This is a genomic window from Armatimonadota bacterium, assembly GCA_029907255.1.
GTDB lineage: Bacteria > Armatimonadota > UBA5829 > DTJY01 > DTJY01 > JAIMAU01.
Genome location: JARYMF010000003.1, coordinates 110,420 through 131,874, shown reverse-complemented (window position 1 = coordinate 131,874; position 21,455 = coordinate 110,420). Strand labels below are relative to the sequence as shown.

General features: G+C 44.1%; 18 protein-coding genes. 1 reads left to right on the top strand and 17 read right to left on the bottom strand.

Annotation, left to right across the window (positions count from 1 at the left end):
• Position 1: 1 nt before the first annotated feature.
• The 15 genes from QHH26_03315 to QHH26_03245 form a co-directional block, all read right to left on the bottom strand.
• The gene (locus tag QHH26_03315) at positions 2-673 is read right to left on the bottom strand and encodes a methyltransferase domain-containing protein (protein MDH7480992.1); all 672 of its coding nucleotides are present in this window, start codon (positions 671-673) and stop codon (positions 2-4) included.
• 17 nt (positions 674-690) lie between these two features.
• On the bottom strand, positions 691-1,650 hold the full coding sequence (locus tag QHH26_03310) for a glycosyltransferase family 2 protein (GenBank protein MDH7480991.1): 960 nt from the start codon (positions 1,648-1,650) through the stop codon (positions 691-693).
• Positions 1,651-1,686: 36 nt separating this feature from the next.
• On the bottom strand, positions 1,687-2,805 hold the full coding sequence (locus QHH26_03305) for an NAD-dependent epimerase/dehydratase family protein (GenBank protein MDH7480990.1): 1,119 nt from the start codon (positions 2,803-2,805) through the stop codon (positions 1,687-1,689).
• A 13-nt stretch (positions 2,806-2,818) separates the two neighbouring features.
• Positions 2,819-3,667 carry a hypothetical protein gene (locus QHH26_03300; protein ID MDH7480989.1) on the bottom strand — a complete coding sequence of 283 codons (849 nt, stop codon included), beginning with the start codon at positions 3,665-3,667 and terminating at the stop codon, positions 2,819-2,821.
• The gene (locus QHH26_03295; protein ID MDH7480988.1) at positions 3,664-5,997 is read right to left on the bottom strand and encodes a hypothetical protein; all 2,334 of its coding nucleotides are present in this window, start codon (positions 5,995-5,997) and stop codon (positions 3,664-3,666) included. The genes QHH26_03300 and QHH26_03295 overlap by 4 nt, the downstream gene beginning before the upstream one ends.
• Positions 5,998-6,009: 12 nt before the next feature.
• Positions 6,010-7,194, bottom strand: a complete 1,185-nt coding sequence (locus tag QHH26_03290; GenBank protein MDH7480987.1) for a glycosyltransferase family 4 protein — start codon at positions 7,192-7,194, stop codon at positions 6,010-6,012.
• Positions 7,195-7,196: 2 nt separating this feature from the next.
• Positions 7,197-8,654, bottom strand: a complete 1,458-nt coding sequence (locus tag QHH26_03285; GenBank protein ID MDH7480986.1) for a flippase — start codon at positions 8,652-8,654, stop codon at positions 7,197-7,199.
• 47 nt (positions 8,655-8,701) lie between these two features.
• A complete protein-coding gene (locus QHH26_03280; GenBank protein ID MDH7480985.1) occupies positions 8,702-9,571 on the bottom strand; it encodes a class I SAM-dependent methyltransferase in 870 nt (289 codons plus the stop codon).
• Positions 9,572-9,714: 143 nt separating this feature from the next.
• A complete protein-coding gene (locus tag QHH26_03275) occupies positions 9,715-11,505 on the bottom strand; it encodes an O-antigen ligase family protein (GenBank protein MDH7480984.1) in 1,791 nt (596 codons plus the stop codon).
• A gap of 117 nt (positions 11,506-11,622) precedes the next feature.
• A complete protein-coding gene (locus QHH26_03270) occupies positions 11,623-12,261 on the bottom strand; it encodes an EpsI family protein (protein ID MDH7480983.1) in 639 nt (212 codons plus the stop codon).
• Positions 12,228-13,124 carry an exosortase/archaeosortase family protein gene (locus QHH26_03265; GenBank protein MDH7480982.1) on the bottom strand — a complete coding sequence of 299 codons (897 nt, stop codon included), beginning with the start codon at positions 13,122-13,124 and terminating at the stop codon, positions 12,228-12,230. Before QHH26_03265 ends, QHH26_03270 begins: the two co-directional genes overlap by 34 nt.
• 18 nt (positions 13,125-13,142) lie before the next feature.
• On the bottom strand, positions 13,143-14,075 hold the full coding sequence (locus QHH26_03260; GenBank protein ID MDH7480981.1) for an SDR family NAD(P)-dependent oxidoreductase: 933 nt from the start codon (positions 14,073-14,075) through the stop codon (positions 13,143-13,145).
• A gap of 4 nt (positions 14,076-14,079) precedes the next feature.
• Entirely contained in the window at positions 14,080-14,796 is a 717-nt protein-coding gene (locus QHH26_03255; GenBank protein ID MDH7480980.1) for a sugar transferase, read from the bottom strand.
• A gap of 17 nt (positions 14,797-14,813) precedes the next feature.
• A complete protein-coding gene (locus tag QHH26_03250) occupies positions 14,814-16,973 on the bottom strand; it encodes a polysaccharide biosynthesis tyrosine autokinase (protein ID MDH7480979.1) in 2,160 nt (719 codons plus the stop codon).
• A gap of 29 nt (positions 16,974-17,002) precedes the next feature.
• Positions 17,003-17,917 carry a polysaccharide biosynthesis/export family protein gene (locus QHH26_03245; protein MDH7480978.1) on the bottom strand — a complete coding sequence of 305 codons (915 nt, stop codon included), beginning with the start codon at positions 17,915-17,917 and terminating at the stop codon, positions 17,003-17,005.
• 564 nt (positions 17,918-18,481) lie between these two features.
• Here QHH26_03245 and QHH26_03240 point away from each other — a divergent pair.
• Positions 18,482-19,354, top strand: a complete 873-nt coding sequence (locus tag QHH26_03240; protein ID MDH7480977.1) for a hypothetical protein — start codon at positions 18,482-18,484, stop codon at positions 19,352-19,354.
• A gap of 182 nt (positions 19,355-19,536) precedes the next feature.
• Here QHH26_03240 and QHH26_03235 read toward each other — a convergent pair whose 3' ends face one another.
• Complete coding sequence (locus QHH26_03235; GenBank protein ID MDH7480976.1) at positions 19,537-20,469, bottom strand: type II secretion system F family protein; 933 nt, start codon at positions 20,467-20,469, stop codon at positions 19,537-19,539.
• A gap of 20 nt (positions 20,470-20,489) precedes the next feature.
• A complete protein-coding gene (locus QHH26_03230) occupies positions 20,490-21,452 on the bottom strand; it encodes a type II secretion system F family protein (GenBank protein MDH7480975.1) in 963 nt (320 codons plus the stop codon).
• Positions 21,453-21,455 lie beyond the last annotated feature (3 nt).

Sequence of the window (21,455 nt, the reverse complement as noted above, 5' to 3'; positions counted from 1 at the left end):
GTCAACTTGCCTTTCTTAGCAAATAGACGTTTGTTTCTGCAATTGGGCCAAGAATCGGAAACACAGCCGCTATGTATAGCCCAGCTTCAGCTGCTTCTTTCTTTACCTGCTCGTATGCTGCCGGGTTCCACGGTGCATGGGGCGGTTTGAACAAGTATTTTATCCGCCTTTTTATCCCTGATATTGACCTTGGATTGCAATGGGAAACAATTACCGCTAATCGGCTTACGCGCGCCATTTCTTTGAGCACATTAACGCGAATATTAGGAGGCAGGTGGTTCATTAGCCGAATCGAGGTAACAGCATCAAACTCTTCATTTTTATATGGTAGCTTCTCCGCATCAGCCTCATCGAGCGATTCGAGGTTTTCGAACTTCTCAAGAGCCTTTTGTGCCAGGTTGAGCATCCCTGCCGAAATGTCGGCGCCGACTGTGCGGTATCCAAGTTGAAGAAGCAAAGCAGTTATTCGGCCAGTGCCGCAGGGAATATCTAGCACTCGACTTCCCGGTGGAACGACTGCTAGGGCATGGCAAACGGCGCGCTTCTCCAGCCAGTCTGTTATACGTCCTTTCAGGCTTTTGAACCGCGCGCTATCATATGTCATTACCTCTTTTTCATCTTGGTAGGCGGTTTTGGCGCGATATCCAGCAGAATTAGCACTGTTTTTTTCCATATCCCTCACCAAATTCTTTAACACTCAAGGGCCGCACGTATAAGAAGCCACATCTGGTCTATTCTCGATTTTGCCTTATGGCGTTCACTGCTTCGTAGAGTAAAAATCACAGCCCACTTTGCCAACCTAATACCTGCTACTAGTGCAATGGCAAGTCTCAATACCAAAGCTGAAAAAAATCCATAGTGTTTGTGAATTAGACGGCATTTGCTTCGATATTTTTGTGCAAGCATCCTCGATGATGACTGTTTTGTACTTTGACCACCATAGTGGACTACCTCAGCTTCTGCTATATAATAAAGTTTCCAACCTGCCTTCCGAATCCTCATTGCCCAATCAATGTCCTCAGCGTATACAAAGAACCTTGGGTCCTGGAGGCCTATTTTCTCCATTACCTCCCGCCTAACGATAAAAGAAGATCCCCATAAGATGCATTGAACTTCTTGGCTGGTGTTATAATCAATGGGTTTTCCAAACCTATCTTTTTGCAAAGCTTCTGCCGCATTACCGAACAAAGGTGCCAAAGCCTCTACAAGTTCCGTCTTAAGTGATGGAATACTGCCGCAAAATTGGGGATGCTTGCCTCCATCCGGCAGAACTAGTTTTGGAGTAGCTCCACCAACGTCCGGATGTTCATCCATAAACCGCACCATGGTTTCTAGCGCTCCCGGTCGGACAATTGTGTCGCTATTAAGAGCAAGCACGTATCTTCCGGTGCTTTTAGCCAGGCCCTGATTTGTAGCGGCAGCGAGTCCTTTGTTTTCATTGTTGACGATTAGATTCACATTGGGGAACTCATGGCGAATCATATCAACACTGCCGTCCGACGAATTGTTGTCGACAACCCAGACTTCAAAGCAAATGCCATGAGTGCCATCGAAAATTGACTGCAAACACTGCCGAGTTAAATCCTTTGTGTTGAAACTTACAATTGTTATTGAAAGATCCGGATTCTCCTCAGTCATTTTTGCTTTCATAATGAAGTGCCCACCTGGTAGCGCTAGAATATAAAACTATCTGAAAAGACCGCGCTGTTCTAACTCCGAAGTTGCCGCCGCCAGCAAATCTTCTGATTCCTCGCTCATTGCCCAATTAATAAACTCTCTAATTCCATCCTCAAAAGAAACTTTCGGCTTATAACCCAATAACTTTCGAGCTTTTTTCAAGTCGGCATAGCAATGGCGTATATCGCCAACCCTGTACTTCCCAATGACCTGGGGCTCCACCGAGGCGCCCATCACACGAATCATTACGCGTGCTGCGTCAATTATGGAAAGCGCCGTTCCGCTTCCTACATTTACAATTTGATAATCGGCATTTTCATTGGTCATCGCTAGCATGCATGCTTGAACAACGTCGTCCACATGGACAAAATCTCGGCTCTCCAAGCCGTCTTCATAAATTAAAGGCGGCTCCCCATTTTTAATACGTGATGCGAATATTGAAATAATCCCAGTATACGGGTTTATAAGCGATTGGCCGGCACCATAAACATTAAAGAAACGTAATGCAACTACTGGGATGTTGTAGGCGCGTCCTACACAGATGCAAAGTTCCTCTTGATCTCTTTTAGAGATAGCGTAAACTGACCCTGGGCGAAGCGGCTTATCCTCATCTGTTGGCATTGGCTCTGCAGTATGACCACAGGATGGGCATTTAACTTCCCATTCGCCCGCGGCTAACTGCTCTTCTTTTCGCAGGTCGGGATAAACTGGTCCACACAGCGGACATAAGCTCTTGCCCTCACCATAGACAGCTCTTGAGGAGGCAAGAACAATGCGCTTGACACTTCCACGTTCGGCAGCCAGTATGTCAAGCAACTGTGCAGTACCGCCAACATTGCAGTCAATATATTCCTTTATCTTATACATTGACTGCCCCACGCCTGTTTGAGCTGCGAAGTGGAAAACAATTTCTACGTCCTCGAGCGCACGCCGCACTATATCAGCATTGCGAACGTCTCCGTAAATGAACTCCACATCCTTTGGCAAAATTCGGCGAGGGTCCGGATTTTCTCCATGAACCTGGGTAGTCAGGTTGTCAAGGACACGTACAGTATGTGAATTGGATAGCAGTGCCTTTACCAACCGCCTACCTATAAAGCCTGCTCCTCCGGTTACCAAGACTTTCATGTTATATCTCCTCCTAATAAAGCTGTCCTTCCGTGTAGATTTTGTATATCTCTGAGGGCGTTGAAAGCATTGCTCTTCTTTTTGTTATGAAACCAAGAAACCTCTCAGCGGTTGCACGGCATTGTTCAATCTTGCTCGCCCTGAGAAGCACAAAACATGGCCACGTTTTCCCCTCTGCCTCCATTTGCCGCCAAGTTCTCTTTAGATCCCATAAGCTATTGGCATCAAGCACCAACCCATCTTCATAGCGCATAAGGTCCGTCATACCCAAGGGTATCTCTAGGACACGAGAATCACCAGGCGCTTTTGAGTCATCATATGAGTGAAAGTAAGGCTTCAACGGTGCTTCGTTCCAATTATTGTGCGAATACTTAACATATTTCCCGACATTGTTCATGCTTATGACAAGACCTTGGTTTTCGGCAATTGGCGTAATCCACTCGTTCATGCCGAAATAGCCCATCATCTGAGAGCTGATGTTAAAGCCGCGGGAACGTAGAAGTTCGGCATGTTCATTTATAACTCTTTCCATATGCTTCGAATAATAATAATAAAAACAGCTTCCATCTGGCTCCTCTTCATGAGGATGCAAACCAATTTCTCCCCCGCCATCTTGCACCCTTTGCCACAGATTAAGATATTCGCTGTTATTAAAGAAAGGATTGCTATGGTTTCTCCTCATAAATGGGGAAGTATGGATGAAAAATACTCCTTTTCCACCACAAACCTTTAGTACAAAATCGACTGCCAAAGAAACCAGTCTTTTACTTTGAGCGTGGTCGTAGGTGCACAATCCTTCATATGGCTGATAACCAGGGAAATCACATTCCACCGCAAGGACTACTTGCCTCTTGCCATTCATGAGTTTTCCTCCGCTTCAATAGGAACAACTAGAATCCGTTGTGTACAAATTCCGCCACGCTGCCATAAAGCTTTGAGTGTGACATCGAATGCCAGGCGTGCATCCTGGAGCTCAACCGCTGATGCGCCAAGACCGTGTGTCCCCGGCAAAAAACGGACTTCATAGCACTTGCCGCTTTGAGTTTTCACCATGACGGAAGTGATTGTTTCGCCAATTTTCTCACTTTCTATTAAACTAACCACCGGTGAGGGGAATCGTAGGATTGGCATAAGCACTCGCTTAACATTTGCCGTATACGTAGAGGATTTTAGGGACACAACATATTCTTCTGGCGCCCGGTCAACTGAAAAAGCGAAGCCTTCTAGCGAATTACCTGGGCTTAAAATAAGTCTGCGAGCAGGACCCTCGTGTGGTACTGGTATAATATGAACGCTAGGCTTTTCTCGAAGTTCCTTAAGACGTTTGGCTACTGAAATGGGAAGCTTCTTCCATATTCTTTTCCTGATGGCGTGCGCCAGCGCACTCTTCAATTTTTGTATGCGATTGCTCTTTTTGGCAATGCTATAGACCGATACCTCTGCATAAAAGCTTACTTGCGAGTCACAACTTAAATGTGCACTTTCTTTGGGGGTCTCGAGCGAAACACCAGATGCTTCGAGCATTGCCAAGCAACCATTGATTAAAGCCCAGGTTACCATTGCCGACTCGCCACCCATATCGGTATAGGTGCCGTCTAAGCGTATTGGATATGTTTCCGAAATTCCACCTGTGTTGTGATTCTGAAATTTTAAGCATTGAGCGAGTACATGCTGAGCAACTTTGAACCAAAATTCATCTTTAGTATGGCTATAAAGCCGAAGGTAAAATTCGGCAGCTAATGCAGTATTCCAGGGCGATGCGTGGGGGCTGAAAGACTCTGCCATAGGATCTATAAGACCTAATATTTCGTTTGGCCCCGGCGTCCACCAAAAATGCCAGGTAAGCAGGTAATAGCCTAACGCTTTTGCAGTTTCAAGATACTTGCGGTCGCCAGTTGCCTCAAACAAATCGAGGTTGGCATTTCCAAGTGAACAGCCAGAAGTCGAGTCAGATTCATAATCACCAGCATCCCTGAGGTCGCCATAACCTCGGAATTCGTAATATGGCGGACGTGGGTTAACTGCCTCTGCAGCCTTCTTAGCAGCTTCTAGATAATGCTCATCATTAAGAAACTTATATCCTGCACATAAAGTTCTTATAGCTTCGCCTGCGCCGCCGACGGCCTTGCTGTTTGGACCTGTTCGGCATCGGCCTCGCATGCTATTGAAATCGGGAAATGTTGGGACATTAAATGGAAATCCTCCATCTGGAAGCTGAATTGCCAAGAACCAGTTTAACCCAGAACGGATTCGTTCACATGCATTCGATTTGCCCATTTTCATACAGTATTCGATTAAGCCTCTAAGCGTATAAGCCATTCCCCCGGGCCAGCCGCAATATCCTGTACCATAGCCAGTTGTATACTTAAGCTTGCTCATGTCACCATTTGGCACAAGTGCATTGTGCCAAACGCGCACGTCTCCTAGTTCAACTAGTCTAACAGATGCCTCATCGCTCAATAACTTATCTGCTATTTTTTCCCATCTCTCGATACGCCATTTGTCAGCGCGCGCCAATGACGCCAGCCGACATGCTTCAAAGCTGGGATAGCTATAAATTGGATCCCCAAAATCTGAAGGCGCAAAAGTCAAAAGAGTATCCGCATGGACACAATTGCCAGCGTCGAATGCACGGTCATAGAAACCAATTGCCATTTGAATTGCATCCGATAGGTCTTTTAGTCGGAGCTCACTGCCTAAGTGCTTGGAAATGTACCTGCGGACTAATTCCATCCAGCTATCTGCGCTAAGCTCTTGCACTGGAGGAACTTGTGCGTTGGATATAAAATCTTCTTCCTTCTCCCATGGACCAACAAATCCTCTCGATTTGCTTCTTAATAAATGCTTTACATCATTTCTGTACTCGAAGGTAACCTCTTCTTTCGTTGAGGCAACGCACAGCGACAACGGACGCCCGTCGCTTAAAGGCTCAAAAACCAGACCGATTGCTTCTTTTTCATATTGAAAGATTGCCATGGGAAGGTTTGCATAAATAGTCGAGCGATATGTGCGAGAGTTTTCGACGGTGTTATAAATCCTAAAATAGGCATAATTTTCACCAGAGTAGCTCTTTGCCGAATAAGTAGATGATGTGTTAGGTAGAGGTGAGGTGTCATACCACATTCCACCAACTAAGCTGTATACTGGCTTTGGCGGAAGCAATCTTTTGTAAATTGAGGACTTTCCCGACATAGTTTTCCTTATTTAACCAAGTACTTGATCGAATAGCCTAGCTGTCTTCTCACGCATTATTGCGCTGTCGAGCACTTCGGTTGCTCGACATCTAGCACGTCTGCCATATTCTTCGCGTTTTTTCTCGTCAAGTATGAGTTCTTTTAGGTTTTTGTATAGCCCTTGATAGTCTGCCGGAGCAAAGTACAATGCATCATCCCCCATTAACTCTGGAAGGCCTCCTGTGTATGAAAGCACTAGAGCCCTACCACATGCAGCGGCTTCATGTGTTACGTTTGATGTTTGTTCATACGCTTGAAATATTGGAATACTCGGGACTACCACGATATCAGCACATCGATATAACTGAGGCATTTTTTCAAAAGGAATACGTTCGTGAATCACTACTCTGTCGGCAATTCCCAGGTATTCAGCTCGCTTTGTGAAGTCCTTTCCTCCACGAGCTACTACAATGAACTTTACAGGGAAATCGCGAACTTCTGAATCCATTTCTAAAAGCTTGGCGGCATATAGATAGGTTAAAGCTCCCTTTTGCCAACCAAAATGGCCGATGAAAAGCACCGCAATGTCTCTTTCTGACAAGCCGAGTATTCCCAGCATATCTTTGCTCTTTGGAGCAGGATGAAACTTCTCAGTATTTACACCATGATAAATAACATGAATCTTTTCTTCTGGTATTCCTTCCATTAGAAGACAAGTCTTAACTTGATGCAAAACCGCAACTATTGCATCTGCTTCATGCAGGACTGCAAGCCGCTCTGCTCTGCGTGTTTCGCTGTGGTGAAAAAACCTAAGCGGCACGTTTTCAAAGTCGGAAACTACCACTTTAACTCCAGTTTTACGCTTCATTTGAATGCACTGATATGCAAACTTCATAGCTGATCCTGCAGGATAAAGAATCCCAATGTCTGACATTGCTTTTTCAAAGCCGAAAAAATACTGCTGGGTTTCCCATGGAATCCTGTGCCGCAGTTTTGGCACATGGCGAAGGATATCTCTCAGCGTCAATATCCTTCTGTGCTCTTGCTTAATGTCGCTTTCTCCTATATCACACTTCTTTGAACCAACTGCAATTATTTCATAACGAGGATCAAACCCCTCATATAAGTGGGAAATTCTGGCATGGCATAGTGCGCCCATTATCAAAGCAACTTTCATAGGTGAGCGATTCTTTTGTGAAGAAGCTAACAATTCCATTCTCAATCTCCTTTAATACTTAAACCAGGGCGGATAAAACTCATAGCAACTTTACGCAGTATTTTAATGTCCTCGCTATCTAGAACCCTAAAAAGCTGAATAGCACCAATATAGACTACGATTGCGCCACCGGTAGCCACGAATATTCCAAACCTTCGCAGGAAAATGATTGCCAAAGCCATCACAGCTGTTGCAAGTGCTGGCTTGCCAAACAGCTTTATCGGGTTGAAGCGTTCAGGACCGCTAAAAGCAATTAAATAGCACAATAAGTAATGTACATTTTCTGCAACTACCTTTGATACAGCCGCACCTTTATAACCATATTTGGGGATTAGATAGACAGCCAGTCCAACTGCTAAAATTGCTCGCACTACAACAGGCGGGAATAACTTAAGCTGAGCGTTACGAGCCGCTACCGATTGCTGACCTGGAAGAATCGGGAACGCGAAAACTCTGCTCCACATGAGAATTGCAAGTGCCGTACCTGATTCGGCGAACTTTTCACCATAAAGACCTACCATAAGAGGATTACTCAAAAGTAGAATGCCAATAGTAAACGGAAACCCGAAAACCGTCATGTACTTTGTGGCTTTTTCCAGCGCCTTGGCGTGTTCCTCTTTTGAGGTTTGAAACCTTCTAGATAAAATTGGAAACAACGCAATGCTGGCGTTATATGCAATCATTGTGACAATTTCAACCATTCGCCAGGCCGCGCCGTATATTCCAACGGTTCCTACATCTTTATAGTACTCTAATATTACGTAATCTGCCCTATCAAACAAGCTAGCAAATAAGCTTGTTATAAGAAAGGTTGAACCAGTCGCCAATAAATAGCTAGTAGTGGTAAGATTCGGCTTCCACGTGCCGCCTGCAAGCCTTGATATAACCCAAAGATGCAGTATGAGCGCAAGAATCAAAATTCCTACTGTTACCCATGCTACAGCTAGAATGTCATATTTTAGGGTGACTAGAAGAATAACTAAGCCAACTCTTATGAGGTTCGTCACAACAGAAATAACTGCCGAAGCATCTTGCCGCTCGATTCCAATAAGAACCGCCCGACAGCTTGCATTAAAACTCTCCGTGATTACCGTTGTGCACAGCAAGTATCCAACAGCAAGCTGAAGTCCAGAATAATTCCTAAGCTTAAGATACAAAACAATGCCCAGGTAGGCAATGGTGGAAGTAAATATTTTAATAAGGAAACCGCTTATTAAGTACTCTGAAGCTCTTGTCTTTTCTTTGGCTGTTTCTCGCGAGATGACATTGTCAACGCCAACATTTGCAACTGCAACAACAAGGCCGCAGAGCCCAAGTGCCCAATTGTATATGCCGAACTGCTCCTTGCCAAGCATTCGCGCTACATATACGCTTGAGGCAAGGCCTACCAGCAAATTAGCTAACTGAGCCGTTATACTTGCAAAGGAGTTCTTGACTGCACTTCTTGCGTCGTTACTCACAGTTTACCTGAGCTTAATTTTACAAACTTTACGTCCGAAACTTTGTGCTAGCTAATATGTTTAGGTTTTATAAAGTAAGCCTCAATTGTGGCGCTACTTCGCCGCAGGGCCATTAGCTTTGCAATCACTAATGCAGAACGCCTTGCAACCGCCATTAAGATCCTTCTCAGGGTCCACTTTTTCTTCCCTTCAGGTTGCAATATTACCTTCATAGTTTGCAGAAATTGAGAAACATCCTGTTCCCTGGCAAAGTATCGCGTCCATGCCGGCGCAAAACCAGCTTCTCGTGCCATGCGCTTTAATGTTGATTCCGAAAAGTGATAAAGATGGCGCGGGACATCAAGTAGCTGCCACCGTGGACCAAAGATTCGCGCTTGCGTGCTATTTATGTTTGGCACTAGAGCTACGAAAAGCCCTCCAGGTTTTAGCATGCGATATATCTCCTTAAGTGCTTTTGTTGGTGAATAAAGATGCTCAAGCACACCCCACATTGTTATCACATCAAAATGCTCACCTGGAAGATCGGCAGATAAGAGGTCTTTTTGAATTACTTCCAATCCATATTGCCTGCAGGCATGCTCCGCCGCTAAAGCGGAAATTTCAATTCCAAGTGTAGTCCAACCTTTTGCTTTTGCTTCTGCCAGAAATTGGCCAGCGCCGCACCCCATATCAAGAATACAGCCGCGAGGCACAAATTTTTCTATATCGCTGAGGCGTCTCCTTTCTAAGTATTTCAGCGACTGCTGAAGCCCACCCTCATGAAGGACTTCTAAACCATAATATTCATCAGGATAGTACTTTCCTATCACATCGGCTGTTGGTCTTGGGTTCACATATACTAAACCGCATTCCTTGCACTTGACTAGCGAAAATTCAGCTCCACCCGGGCTAAATCTATCAGGGACCTTGTACAGCAATACTGAATTACTGCTACCACAAAAGTCGCAGTTAACTGCTTCCATAGTAGAATTATTATTGTTTTTGGAAGCTTCAGATGGCAATTTATTTTCAACATTATGATTGAGGCACATATTCAAAGTTTCCAGAAGCTTATGAAATGTTAAGAGATCGTTGGGTTAACGAGTGGGCGACGTGGAATTGGCAGTTTCTGTGCCGCCTGATGAGCAAAAGCTTCAGCTTTAGCACGTTCCAATTTTAACATGACATCAATAATACCCCATGAAAGCGCCACAGAAAGCATTTGTGGCGGTTCGTGCAGTATATGCATACCTATGTTTGCCCGAATAAGAAATCCTATATAAGCTATGCCAAGTCCTAATGCCCATGCTTTATAGTATGGATTCTTTAGGCGTCTGTAAGCGCAAATGGCTCTAACGAGAAAAGCTATACTTAGCCAGATAAAGCTACCAAGTCCAAAAGCGCCGTAAACGAGCCAAAGTTCTAGATAGCTATTGTGAAGAGCAGAGTGCTCTATCAGTAGTTTTTGACCGCTTTTTAGAGTGATTTCATCATAATAGAAGGGTTTACCCGGACCTACGCCGAAGATTGGGTCTCTTAGTATCTGCGGCCATGTTCTTCGTACTTCCTCGCGGCGGTTTTCGAAGGAGGCTGACTCAAATGCCTCTTTGTTTATGAGTGACTGAAATCTGCGCACCATGGCAGGCCCAAATTCACTGCCTGCGGCTGACATTAAGTTTCCAACTACGAAACTAAGTAAAATTGAACTTACAAGCAAAATTGCAGTGATGCCTATCAAGCGTCCCCTAATGCCTCGGCCGGCAAGAATAATTAGCAAGACTGAACATACTGCAGCTGTAAACCAATAATTTCTTGTAAAGCTAAATGCCAATCCAATAAGCATGCATAAAAAAGCAATTCCATATATGAAGGCTGATTTCCCCTTTTGGCATGCGGTAAGATAAAGCACTGGAATAAATATCATTTGAGACAAAGAAAGGCCTGGTGGCAACGAGCGTGCAACTTCTTGTTCCTCAGGACTGAGTGGATTAACGAATTTTGGCGACCATTCTGTCCCGAAGAAAACGCGGTGCGAGGTGCCCAAAGCCGCTTGGACCACCATCAGTATTGAAACAATTACGCTCATTACGACTGCCGATTTGAGAACAACTTTTAGCTCACGTTCAGTCTGAAGCCCGAATGCTATTACGAAAAAGAATAGGTAGAAGAACAGCGGTCGGCATGTGTTATAAACTGTTTTGAAGTCAAACCAGCCCCTGGGATTCTGCAAATAATTAAAATAGCTGTTAGCCATTGAAATGATTATTGAGATGTAAAACACTACCAATGGCAAGGTAACAGGACTTCGTGGAAATATTGAATTGCGATTTGCAAGAAACCGCACTGTGCCCACACCGATGAGAGCAATCAATAAAGTCTCAGCACCCCACGGACCGAAGCCTCCAATAGTAATTACTTTTGGGAACACGCTGGCGTAGAAAATTGTTGCCACCATTATCAAAAGCAGGACAATGCCTACTTCAATCCGCCGCCATATAATGCCCATCAAACAACTTGCCAAGAAAATTGCAACTACTTTTGTAGGTGATAGAGAAAGTATTGAGCGAGCCAACAAAGCCGCAAGGGTAACTGCCAATATCCACGGGAAGATTAGCTTGAAGATAGAGAATAGGTATTGGACCGCTGGCCTAACAAACCGCTTATGGGCCCTACGCAGGAATTGGTAGAATATTCGCCAGGACGTTATAGGATGCCGCATAACGAAGTGTACTGCGGCGCCTGCAATCTTGGCTGATCGAACTGGATGCCTGATGATTGCATAGATGCCCTTAGCCGTATATCCAATCGGCAGAAGTATAACTCTCAAAAACGCATACAAAGTTTTTAGAAATGCCAAGAATCGTTTAGCCATAGCGCACGGTCAATTGTAATATTGGAGAAAGCAATTAATATTGTTTCCGCGTGAACTTGTAGTGCCAGGTTGATTATGCCAAGTGTCTTTTACAGAAAGGCTTGGTTAGACAAACACTTATTTCTTCAGCTCCTCCTGCACATACGGGAAAAGTAACCCTGCCAATTCCTTCACCTTTTTCAGAGTTGTTGCATCGTCGGACTGAACCATTGATGTAAATCTTACAAGCGCAGAAGGTTCAATTTTACGCCTTAATATGCGATAAAGATATAATTGTGTTTTGTGAGTGCCTAGGAATGTGGAAGTCATTCCTCTTGTACTGAACCAATATACTCCTGCGGACCTCCCAATGTACTCATTTTCCATTACGAAATACTTTGCTGTTATTGAGCTGCCGGATTTTATTGGAATTTTTGTATCGCCTTCTTCCAATATTGTCCATCCCGAACCCTGCAGGCATATTTCAGGTTGGTGAAAGATGCCTAAAGCCGTGCCATAGACGATTGCAATGCTTACTATGTTGCCATCCTTGTCAGTGTAATCGCGCCACAACAAACTGCTACCTGGAAGTTGTTTTTTAACTTCCTCGTCAAATTCACGGTCAACGCCAGACCAGGAACCAACCGTTTTAGGTATTCCCTCAAAAGAAGTAACTACTCTGCCTTCATGAGCAAAAGGTTTTACCATGCGGGCAGCAGAAAGCAAAATGGCGAAGAAAATAACTAGGAATATAACATTTGACTGTACTTTCGACAACCGACCCACCTCGACAGTAGTGAAAGAAAGACAAAGGCAAAAACAAGAACTATATATCCAGAATAATCATGGAAAGTATGCATAGCCTCATAACCCATGAGGTCGCCAACCATCCCAATCATTGCAACTCTAAGCGAATTTATGACAAGACTCAAGGGTAGTGTGGACGAAATAAGCACCAATTTACCCCAAAGAGGACCCTCTTTGATATAAGCAAAAAGCGTTGAGAATGCAAACAAAGATATTAACAGCCTGAACCCGCTACACGGTGCCCCGACTTCCACAGTAATATAAGGAAGATAGATAATTACCCCTGCTCTTTCTGCATTGAATCCAAATAGTTTTAACAGCCAAGTACCACCAATTGTCGAGAGTACTTGTATCTTGAAACTTATTTTTGCAATAAGGAAGCTTGGAATTACGCACATGAAAAATAGGAAGAGGAGCGGGAAAAGGAGCTCTCTTAGTATTTGCATACCGAAAAGAAGAGCCACCATGCCGCAGAGAATTATGGGGAACATCAACCCAGCAACGCTTCGTGCTTCGCCCCAGAGCGAAAGCAGCACAATAATACCCGCGGGGATAATGAAAAGCCAACCGCGAGTAGATGGTTTTATTTCTAGTTTTCTTAGCTCTTTCCTCTTTAGGTATATGATGAAAGCAGAAATTGGTGGTATCAGGAACCCATGTGAATAGTAGCTATCTTTAACTGTCCATTGCTGGTACCACCATTTAAAAACGGGCACATAGAGCACCAAAAGCAGGATGAGGCTTAGAGCAATTAGCAAATATGTAAGTAAATTCCAATCACTTGAGCTTTTAATTGTGCTGGAACTTTCAAGCCTTGTCTCTTTTTCCACCATTACTTCCCCGAACTTCGTTTATTGCTTATTTCTTCTGTAAAACTCTACAGCGCTGGCTACGCCCTCGGCAAACGATACTTTAGCCTTCCACCCTAATTGAGTCTTTGCTTTGGACGCATCGAAACAGCTCCTTCTAATTTCACCCGGGCGCTCGTCTGCATATATCGGCTCTTGAGAGCTTCCTACGGCAGCTCGAACGGTATCGAAGACCTCCTGGTCAGTAGTCTCTTTTGCTGTTCCTATGTTGAAAACGCCGCAAGCCGCACTTTGCATTGCAAGAATATTAGCCTCAACTACATCCTGGACGTATACATAATCTCTAGTTTTGCTTCCATTTCCGAATATGCGGCACTGCTCACCAGCAAGCATTCGGTTGGCAAAAACTGCTACAACGCCTCCTTCACCATGTGGCACTTGGCGGGGGCCGAAGACATTGGCATACCTTAAAATGACATAATGCATGCCAACCCTTGAAGCTTCCAATTCTAAATATTTTTCAAAGGTACTCTTCGAAATACCATAAGCCGAAAGTGGCTTAATCGGATGGTCTTCATCAATCGGAACGTACTCCGGATCGCCATAAACAGCGGCAGTAGATGCATATATAAAGCGCTGAACACCGTGCTTGCATGCGCTTTTAAGGAGGTTTATACCTCCAATTATATTAATATGTGCGTCGGTTGCTGGATCGCTCACAGATTTAGTGACATCCACCTGAGCCGCATGGTGATTAACTATTGTTGGTTTCTCTTTGTCGAAAACCTCTTCTATTGCCTTGTAATCACGCAAGTCAACCTGATAAAACAATGCCCTTGGATTTACGTTTTTTAGCGTTCCACTCGAGAGATCGTCAACGATTACCACCCGATAACCTTCTGAAACAAGCCTATCAGCAATATGGGAGCCTATGAACCCGGCCCCCCCAGTAACCAATACCGTAACTTTTGTCATCAGGTCAATGTGCACCCGTACCTTTAATAACAGCGGGTATTGTCAACAAAAGAATTTTTAGGTCAAGCCATAAAGACTGATTACGAATGTATTCGAGATCAAGCTCAACCCATCGGTCAAAGCCTATGTTGCTTCTGCCGGATATTTGCCACAGGCATGTAATGCCTGGGATAACATTCAGACGCTGGCGATCGCGAGCAGTATATTGTGCTACCTCAACTGGCAGTGGTGGGCGAGGGCCTACTAAGCTCATATCGCCTTTTAAAACATTAATTAGCTGTGGTAACTCATCAATACTAGTCTTGCGTATAATGCGGCCAACCTTAGTTATCCTTGGATCATTCTTTATCTTAAATATCGGCCCATCCGCTTCATTTAGATGTCTAAGTTCAGCAAGCCTTTTGTCAGCATCTCGGAACATTGAGCGAAACTTGTAAAAAGTAAATTCCCGCCCGTTTTTTCCTACCCTAGTCTGCTTGTAGATTATCGGTCCTTCCGATTCCAGTTTAATTGCCAATGCAACAAGCAACATTAACGGAGCCAAGATAATTAGCATTATAAGGGAAATTACAACGTCTAGACAGCGCTTGATTATTTGTCCCAATGGCGAAAGCGGAGACTGTATTTCTAAAGGTTCTTCTAATGAGTTCTTTTTTTGCGTCAGCTCTTTGTCTCCTACAGCCGCATGGTGTCCACTTTTATCTAAGCTGCCTGTATTCATCAGGACCAACCTTATTATTAATCTACTTCACTTTCGTCTTGCTCTTTTGTCTTCTCCGGTATTGCGCCAAGTATTTTAGACTCCATTGGCTCTTTAACTTTGCCGTCCTTTATTATGAAGTCCTCATATGAGCGCCTGTAGTGGTAATAGCCATGGCTGTCCTCTGGCCTCACTCTGTTCAAAACTGCACCAATAGTGTTTGCGCTGATTTGCTCAAGCCTGCTTCGGAACTCAGCCTCTGCTCCGCGAGGCACACGACCCGCTGAGTGCACGATGATTACGTTTTTTATGATTGCCGCAAGCAGTGTGCTGTCTGCAAAGGCGACACCCGAAGGGCTATCAAACAATACAAAATCGGCTAGCTTGCTAATATCCTCTACAAATTTCTTCATTTCTGGCGACCGGAACAATCGAACTGGGTTGCTAGGGATTGGGCCGGATGGAATTAATAGCAATCCATCTTCCCCAACTGGCACAACGGCATCTGCTATTCCAAGTTGTCCGGCAAGGATATTGCTAAGCCCTTTTTCATTCTGAACTCCAAATAATAAATGCAACGAAGGCCGCCTAAAATCGCTGTCAACTATTATCGTTCTAGCGCCATTTCTTGCAAGGGTTCGCCCAAGATTTGCAACTGTAGTAGATCTACCTACACCGGGCTCCGCGCTTGCAATCAGAATCGCAGGTGTTCTGGCTTCTTGATTTGCAAACCACAGGTTTGTCGATAATATTTGATAAGAGGCCTCTATTACTGGTAGTTGCGTATCGCCCATTAAAGCTTTTTGGTCTGATAGTGGTACTACCGCGAATACCGGCACACCCAGCAAAGCCTCTGCTTCCTCTGGGGTCTTAATGGTGTTATCTAGATAATGGAACAAGAACGCAAGCCCCGCCCCAAGAAGTGGCCCAAAGATAATAGCCAACATCAGCTTCAAGCCTCTCCGCATTTCAAGTCTTCGCACAATAGCGGGGTCAATCTGCTGGATAGAACTAGCGTTTTGTGCTTCACGCTCTTTGATTCTTGCCTCATCGAGTTTTGATTTTAAGAGAGAGTATGTCTCCTCGGCATTCTTTTGGTCAAGAGTAAGCTGAGCTAACCTCATCTCTTTTTCAGGAAGTGTTTCTAGTTCAGGGGTTAGCTCGTCTATTAATTGTTTAGCTGCTATATATTGAGATTGTGCGGCTACATAGGTTGCTTGCGATTCTAAAAAGTTAGAAAGAATCGAGTCATAAATTGGGTTTGAAGCTGTCGAAAGACTTGAAATTATTCGCTCTTGTTCTTTCTTTTTTAGGTCTTCAATTTGCTCGTCAATCTTTTTTAACTGAGCCAGTAGCGGCTTCATTTCCGGATGGGCATCTGTTTTTCCGCCAATTTCGCGCATCCGTTGGATATCAAGTTCTAATTTGATACGCGAACTCTGGAGTTCTTGCCAGATTGGATTTTCCATTATTACTTCGCTGGCTTTTCTCATAATTGGTTCTTTTGCCAGTTGTTGTCTTAAGATTTCCATCTGGCTTTTTGCTTCATCGGCTTTTATTCTCGCTGATGCCGCTTGATTTTGTATGCTTTCCAAGCGCTGCATTAGCAAGGTGCTTTGTTCCGGAAGAGAAACAACCTTATTTTTTTCTTTAAAATCTCTTACGGCAGCTTGCGCCTCTAGCATTTCCTGCCTTGCAATAGGCAGTCTTTGTTCGATAAACTGTCTGCTTTTTGTAGTTTCGCCACGTTGCAGCTCGTTATAAAAACGTTTAAATTCGGCTGCCAAAGTATCAGCTGTTGCTTTTGCCTCCGCCTGGCTTGTTGAGTTTACTTTAATAAGAAGAATCTCAGTGTTCTTTACAGGCTCGACTACTACGGTTCTCAGGATTTCTTCCGGCGTTGATGTTATGCCAAGTTCATAGAGTGTTTGTGCAGTTCGGTCAAGTACTGTTTGGCTTCCTGCTATATATGCCAGGTTTGCTATCCTGATTTGGACTTCCATGTTATATATATACGGCGGTTGGTAGATTGTTACTTCCGCCTGCTCGGGGCGCCGCTCCATAACCGTCGTATAAGCTTCCCATCTGGTTTTCGTAAAAAGAATGCTTAGACCGACAATTAATACGCAAACCAGGGTAGTGGTAACAATTAGCCACTTTCTCTTGCGAAGTATCCTATAATACCGCCAAAGTTCCAATTAGATATAACACCTCCAAATGGGGCTTGTTAGAATCCGAGTATCTTAAATAAGTATGTAGTATTAACAACAGCGCTTACTACCCCCGAGATTTTGTTCCAATCAGGTCTAGATGTCTCAGGCACATAAACTATATCACCTGGCTTGAGTGCTATAGTCTGGCTTAAATCAGCTTTCTTCAAAACTTTGCTCATATTAACTTCGATTCTCTCGGGATTGTTTATATCTCCGCGGATTATTGTCGTTTTACTTAATATGCCACGGTCTGTTGGTCCGGCGGCGTTGGCTATTGCATCCATAACGGTCATGCCTTCCTTCCAACGGTATTGACCAGGCCGTAGCACCTCTCCAAGCACAAAATATTTATTCTTTGTGTCTTCCGGTATGTATATTACATCTCCTGGTTGAATTTCTAAGTTCTGAGTCATATCGCCTTTATAGAAGAGATCATAAAGATTTAGAGGTTGAGCTTCATTGCTACCTTTTCGAGTAATTGTTGCCCCTTTTAAATCAGCTTGTTCTGTAAAGCTACCTGCTTGGGCAATGATTTCCAATACGCGATCACCTGGACGAAATTCATGCAAACCAGGGCGGTTTACTTGACCAAGAACGTATGCTTTAGGCGAATGAAACTGAACTATGGTAACCTGAATATTGGGGTCAGTCAAATATGGACTGAGACGTTCTTTTATTACCTTTAAAAGCTGTTGCTGTGTAAGCCCTTTTGCACGAATTGGTTCTTCTACCAATGGAATAGAAATATTGCCTTCAGGATCAATCATTTGTTTTGTAGACAGCGCTGGATCGCCTATTGATTGAATCTCTATAACATCCTCGACATCCAGAACATACCCTGGCGGTGGAACTGCTTCAGCAGCGAGGGAAACTCCAACCTGCGAGACTAAGAAGGACACGAAGAGTAGCGCAAAAAAACTGATTTTCATTGCGAACCTCATTAAAAACTACCTCCCACTCGTAAAAAGCGATGTGAGAGTATTTTTCAATTTTAGAATGGAACTCACCAACACACAGCTAAATCCTGGTAAAAATACCAGCACCATTTTTCATTATGGCTTATATCAAACTCCGCCTTTAGCTATCCGGCAGCCATAAAGCATCTTAAATACAGAAAATCTGCAAGCGCTCTGTGCTAAATTACGCAAACGGTAATAATTTGGTTCCTGCATTCCTCGTCAAATGCCTCTAAAGCGGCAAGTAGCATCTTTTTAAAGGAAAATTCAAAACCTACTTTCAGCCTCGCTATTTATGAAAATAATGCTTTAACTTTTTAAAATCAGCAAGATGTTAGCACCCCTGCAAACTCTTGTCAAGTTTGCGACACTTGGCCTTCACAATTACTACCGGGCAACAAAAACAATTTTTTATCGCAAAACTTATCAAATTGGCCCAATTCTTGCACTAGACATATTTGAAAGCTGTACAAAGCAAAGTTTAGACGGTCATAAACCGTGGTTGATTTAATTGATTTTGAAAGGATGGGTGGTGAAATGAGAATAAGGGCCATATTTTTAACGTTAATTCTTACGGTGGCGCTGTTCGGAGCCGTCGCAGCAAAGCCTGCAGGGCAAGGAGCATTCCTCTTGGAATATTCAGACACAATCCAGCAGCTTGTTAGTCAAGTTGAAGATAGCCGACTTGTAGCCCTGCGGTATGCCAAGCATTTCCGCACGGACCCATCCAGCGTGCTTACCTTCTTCAGGAATGAACTGTCGGTTGTTAAACTTCCAGAGGATATGTCGCTTCAAGTTTATTATCTTGATGAAGCACATAATATAGTAAGCGAAATCCGAGAGTTTAAAGCCGGCACATGGGTATTTGCTAACAAAGCAGGTGCACCAATCTTGGAGATAGGAACAGGCAATCCACTTGCTTCCACACTTTTAACAGGCGCACTTCCAAAGAAGACAATTGATGGGCTGAAGGCATCAAATGCAAGCTCAGCAGCGAAAAATGATAAGGTTGCAGTTCAAGTTCTCGAGCAACCGCCAACAGAGCTTCCAAAGCTTGCGACTGAAAGTGCTGGTCAGAGTGCAGCGTTGGCTAAACCCGCTGAAACTGTGGCTGCAAACACGGGCGTTCAGATACCATCAACTACTTCACCCGTTGGAACTGGTTCCAGACTGAGTTCTATGAATTGGCTGATTCCATTGGGTGTCGTAGGCGCCGCAGTTGCAATGGGTGGCGGTGGAGGAGGAGGCGACAATGGCATAATAATTCCTCCAGACAATCCTCCAGACAATGGTGGTGGCGGGGGTGGAGGAACAAATCCTCCAGTTATTCCTGAGCCTGCCAGTATATTAACTTTGGCTTCAGGAATAGCTACCTTAGCATCCGTCAGAATCCTACGCCGGCGTAAATAGCTAACAAACAACCATTCGAAAGAGCAACAAAAAAGGATGTATCAATTTGATACATCCTTCTTTTAATTAGTTCTTGCTTTATAAAATTTGAGAAGGACCTTTACAAGATAATGGTTTCCCGAACATGAAATAGGCTGTTGGCTTAAGCATCAGCTGCAACAATTTATGTGCTTTGTTTCATTCTATCTGCCAATCACTCCGCCAAGCTGGCGGAATATCTGAATGAACGCCGGGCCTGCAACCACTACGAATAGCGCGGGAAAAATAAAGAATACCAAGGGGAAAAGCATCTTGACTGGCAGCTTTGCTGCGGCTTCTCTTGCTCTCTGACTTCGCTGGGTGCGTAGCGTATCTCCTTGGACGCGAAGAACTTTCGCAATGCTTACGCCTAACTGGTCAGCTTGACAAATTGCCGTTACAAAAGAACTTAGCTCTGTAACTTTTACTCTCCTAGCCATATCCCTTAGGGCTTCCATCCGCATCTTACCTATTCTTATTTCCTGAAGGGCACGAGTCATTTCATCGGAAAGCGGATTGTGCAATTTCTCAGTAACTTTTTGCATTGCACCGTCTAAACCTAAGCCAGCCTCGACGCTCACGGTTAGCAAATCTAGTGTGTCCGCAAGAACTTTTCTAATCTGGGTTTGTCTATTATTAATTGCTCTCTGTAACAGGTAATCAGGAAGAATTATCCCGATGAAGACAATCAAAACGAATGCTAAAATCCTGATTGGCGGCTGAGCATCAATGAACTTGGAGAATAACGAGCCAACGACAATAGATGCACCAACAGAGAGGACTTTGAGCCCTACGAACTCTTTTGCACTTAGCGACCATGGACGACCTGCTGTTTCCAGCTTGTCATCAATGGCACGAAGAGCTCCGGCAGGCGTGAAGCTGCTTACTAAGTTGGCAAGTTTTATAAGTATTGGTGCTATTATTCGCTGTTTGATTGGTCTTTCAAGCTCGGCTTCGATCGAACTTAATATGGACGAGTCCACCTCTTGTTGTTGACGTATTCTGTCCTGAATTATTTCGCGCTCAGTTTTCATAGTGAGCCCGAGGAATAACAATACGACAGTTCCAAAAGTCAATGCCGAAATGAGTATTAGCATTTCACGTCTCCTTTTAATTCCTAATACTCCAGCACGAGTAACCTTTTAATAACAAGCCATCCTAGTAGCTGAAAGACTGCCGCTACGACCAATAAAATGCGCCCGATGTCCTCATAAAATAATGTGTGCATATATGATGGGTTTATCAAGGTTAGAACAACCGCGAGAAATATTGGTATGAGCACTAGTGCTATTCCAGAGATTCTTCCTTCGGCAGTCAGCGTCTTTATTTCACCGGCTATTCGCATGCGCTCGCGTATCGTCTCAGCAATTGTTTCAAGAATATCTGCCAAATTGCCTCCTATTTGAAGGTGAATCAATACGGCAGTTACTACCAAATCAAAATCATAGCTTTTGACGCGCTGCACGCTACCCCGAAGAGCATCTTCCATTGAGCGGCCAACATTTACTTCGCTTATTATTCGCTCAAATTCTGTAGAAATTGGAGGTGGCATTTCTTGAGCAACCATTTGCAAAGCCCTTAGAAAACTAAAACCTGAGCGAATGGACGAGGCAATTAGCACAAGTGCATCGACTATTTGGCTATCAAACATTGCCCTTCTTTTTTGCTGGAGCACCTTGACGACGAAAAATGGAATACTTGCTCCCAGAATTGCGAATACGAAATAAACAATTAAGTTCCTCGCAACAATTGCGCCTAAAATCTGTGAAATTAATACCGAAGCCGCCACAATGCCAACAAATTCGCTCGGTCGTAAAGGCAACCCTGCAGCAGCAAGCTCGACATAAAGGCGCTCAGTCAAATTGCGCGCATTTAAGAAGCGCGTTACCGTTGGAAGCATGTCTCTTTTTTCAGCAGGTGCCTTGAATTCTACAGACGGTCGCTCCTCTTTGGGACCAGTTGTTAACTGTCGTAACCTGGTTCTAGCTTCTGCAGATTCTCTTGTTACAGCAAAACCAATAAGGATTACGACCAAAGCGGTAGCAGCAAATGCTAGAAGAGCCCATACGAATGGAGGCATTCC

Bases quoted from the DNA above. Each gene is read 5' to 3' on its own strand.
- QHH26_03315 (MDH7480992.1), bottom strand. From the start codon at position 673: ATGGAAAAAAACAGTGCTAATTCTGCTGGATATCGCGCCAAAACCGCC.
- QHH26_03310 (MDH7480991.1), bottom strand. From the start codon at position 1,650: ATGAAAGCAAAAATGACTGAGGAGAATCCGGATCTTTCAATAACAATT.
- QHH26_03305 (MDH7480990.1), bottom strand. From the start codon at position 2,805: ATGAAAGTCTTGGTAACCGGAGGAGCAGGCTTTATAGGTAGGCGGTTG.
- QHH26_03300 (MDH7480989.1), bottom strand. From the start codon at position 3,667: ATGAATGGCAAGAGGCAAGTAGTCCTTGCGGTGGAATGTGATTTCCCT.
- QHH26_03295 (MDH7480988.1), bottom strand. From the start codon at position 5,997: ATGTCGGGAAAGTCCTCAATTTACAAAAGATTGCTTCCGCCAAAGCCA.
- QHH26_03290 (MDH7480987.1), bottom strand. From the start codon at position 7,194: ATGGAATTGTTAGCTTCTTCACAAAAGAATCGCTCACCTATGAAAGTT.
- QHH26_03275 (MDH7480984.1), bottom strand. From the start codon at position 11,505: ATGGCTAAACGATTCTTGGCATTTCTAAAAACTTTGTATGCGTTTTTG.
- QHH26_03265 (MDH7480982.1), bottom strand. From the start codon at position 13,124: ATGGTGGAAAAAGAGACAAGGCTTGAAAGTTCCAGCACAATTAAAAGC.
- QHH26_03260 (MDH7480981.1), bottom strand. From the start codon at position 14,075: ATGACAAAAGTTACGGTATTGGTTACTGGGGGGGCCGGGTTCATAGGC.
- QHH26_03255 (MDH7480980.1), bottom strand. From the start codon at position 14,796: ATGAATACAGGCAGCTTAGATAAAAGTGGACACCATGCGGCTGTAGGA.
- QHH26_03245 (MDH7480978.1), bottom strand. From the start codon at position 17,917: ATGAAAATCAGTTTTTTTGCGCTACTCTTCGTGTCCTTCTTAGTCTCG.
- QHH26_03240 (MDH7480977.1), top strand. From the start codon at position 18,482: ATGAGAATAAGGGCCATATTTTTAACGTTAATTCTTACGGTGGCGCTG.
- QHH26_03235 (MDH7480976.1), bottom strand. From the start codon at position 20,469: ATGCTAATACTCATTTCGGCATTGACTTTTGGAACTGTCGTATTGTTA.
- QHH26_03230 (MDH7480975.1), bottom strand. From the start codon at position 21,452: ATGCCTCCATTCGTATGGGCTCTTCTAGCATTTGCTGCTACCGCTTTG.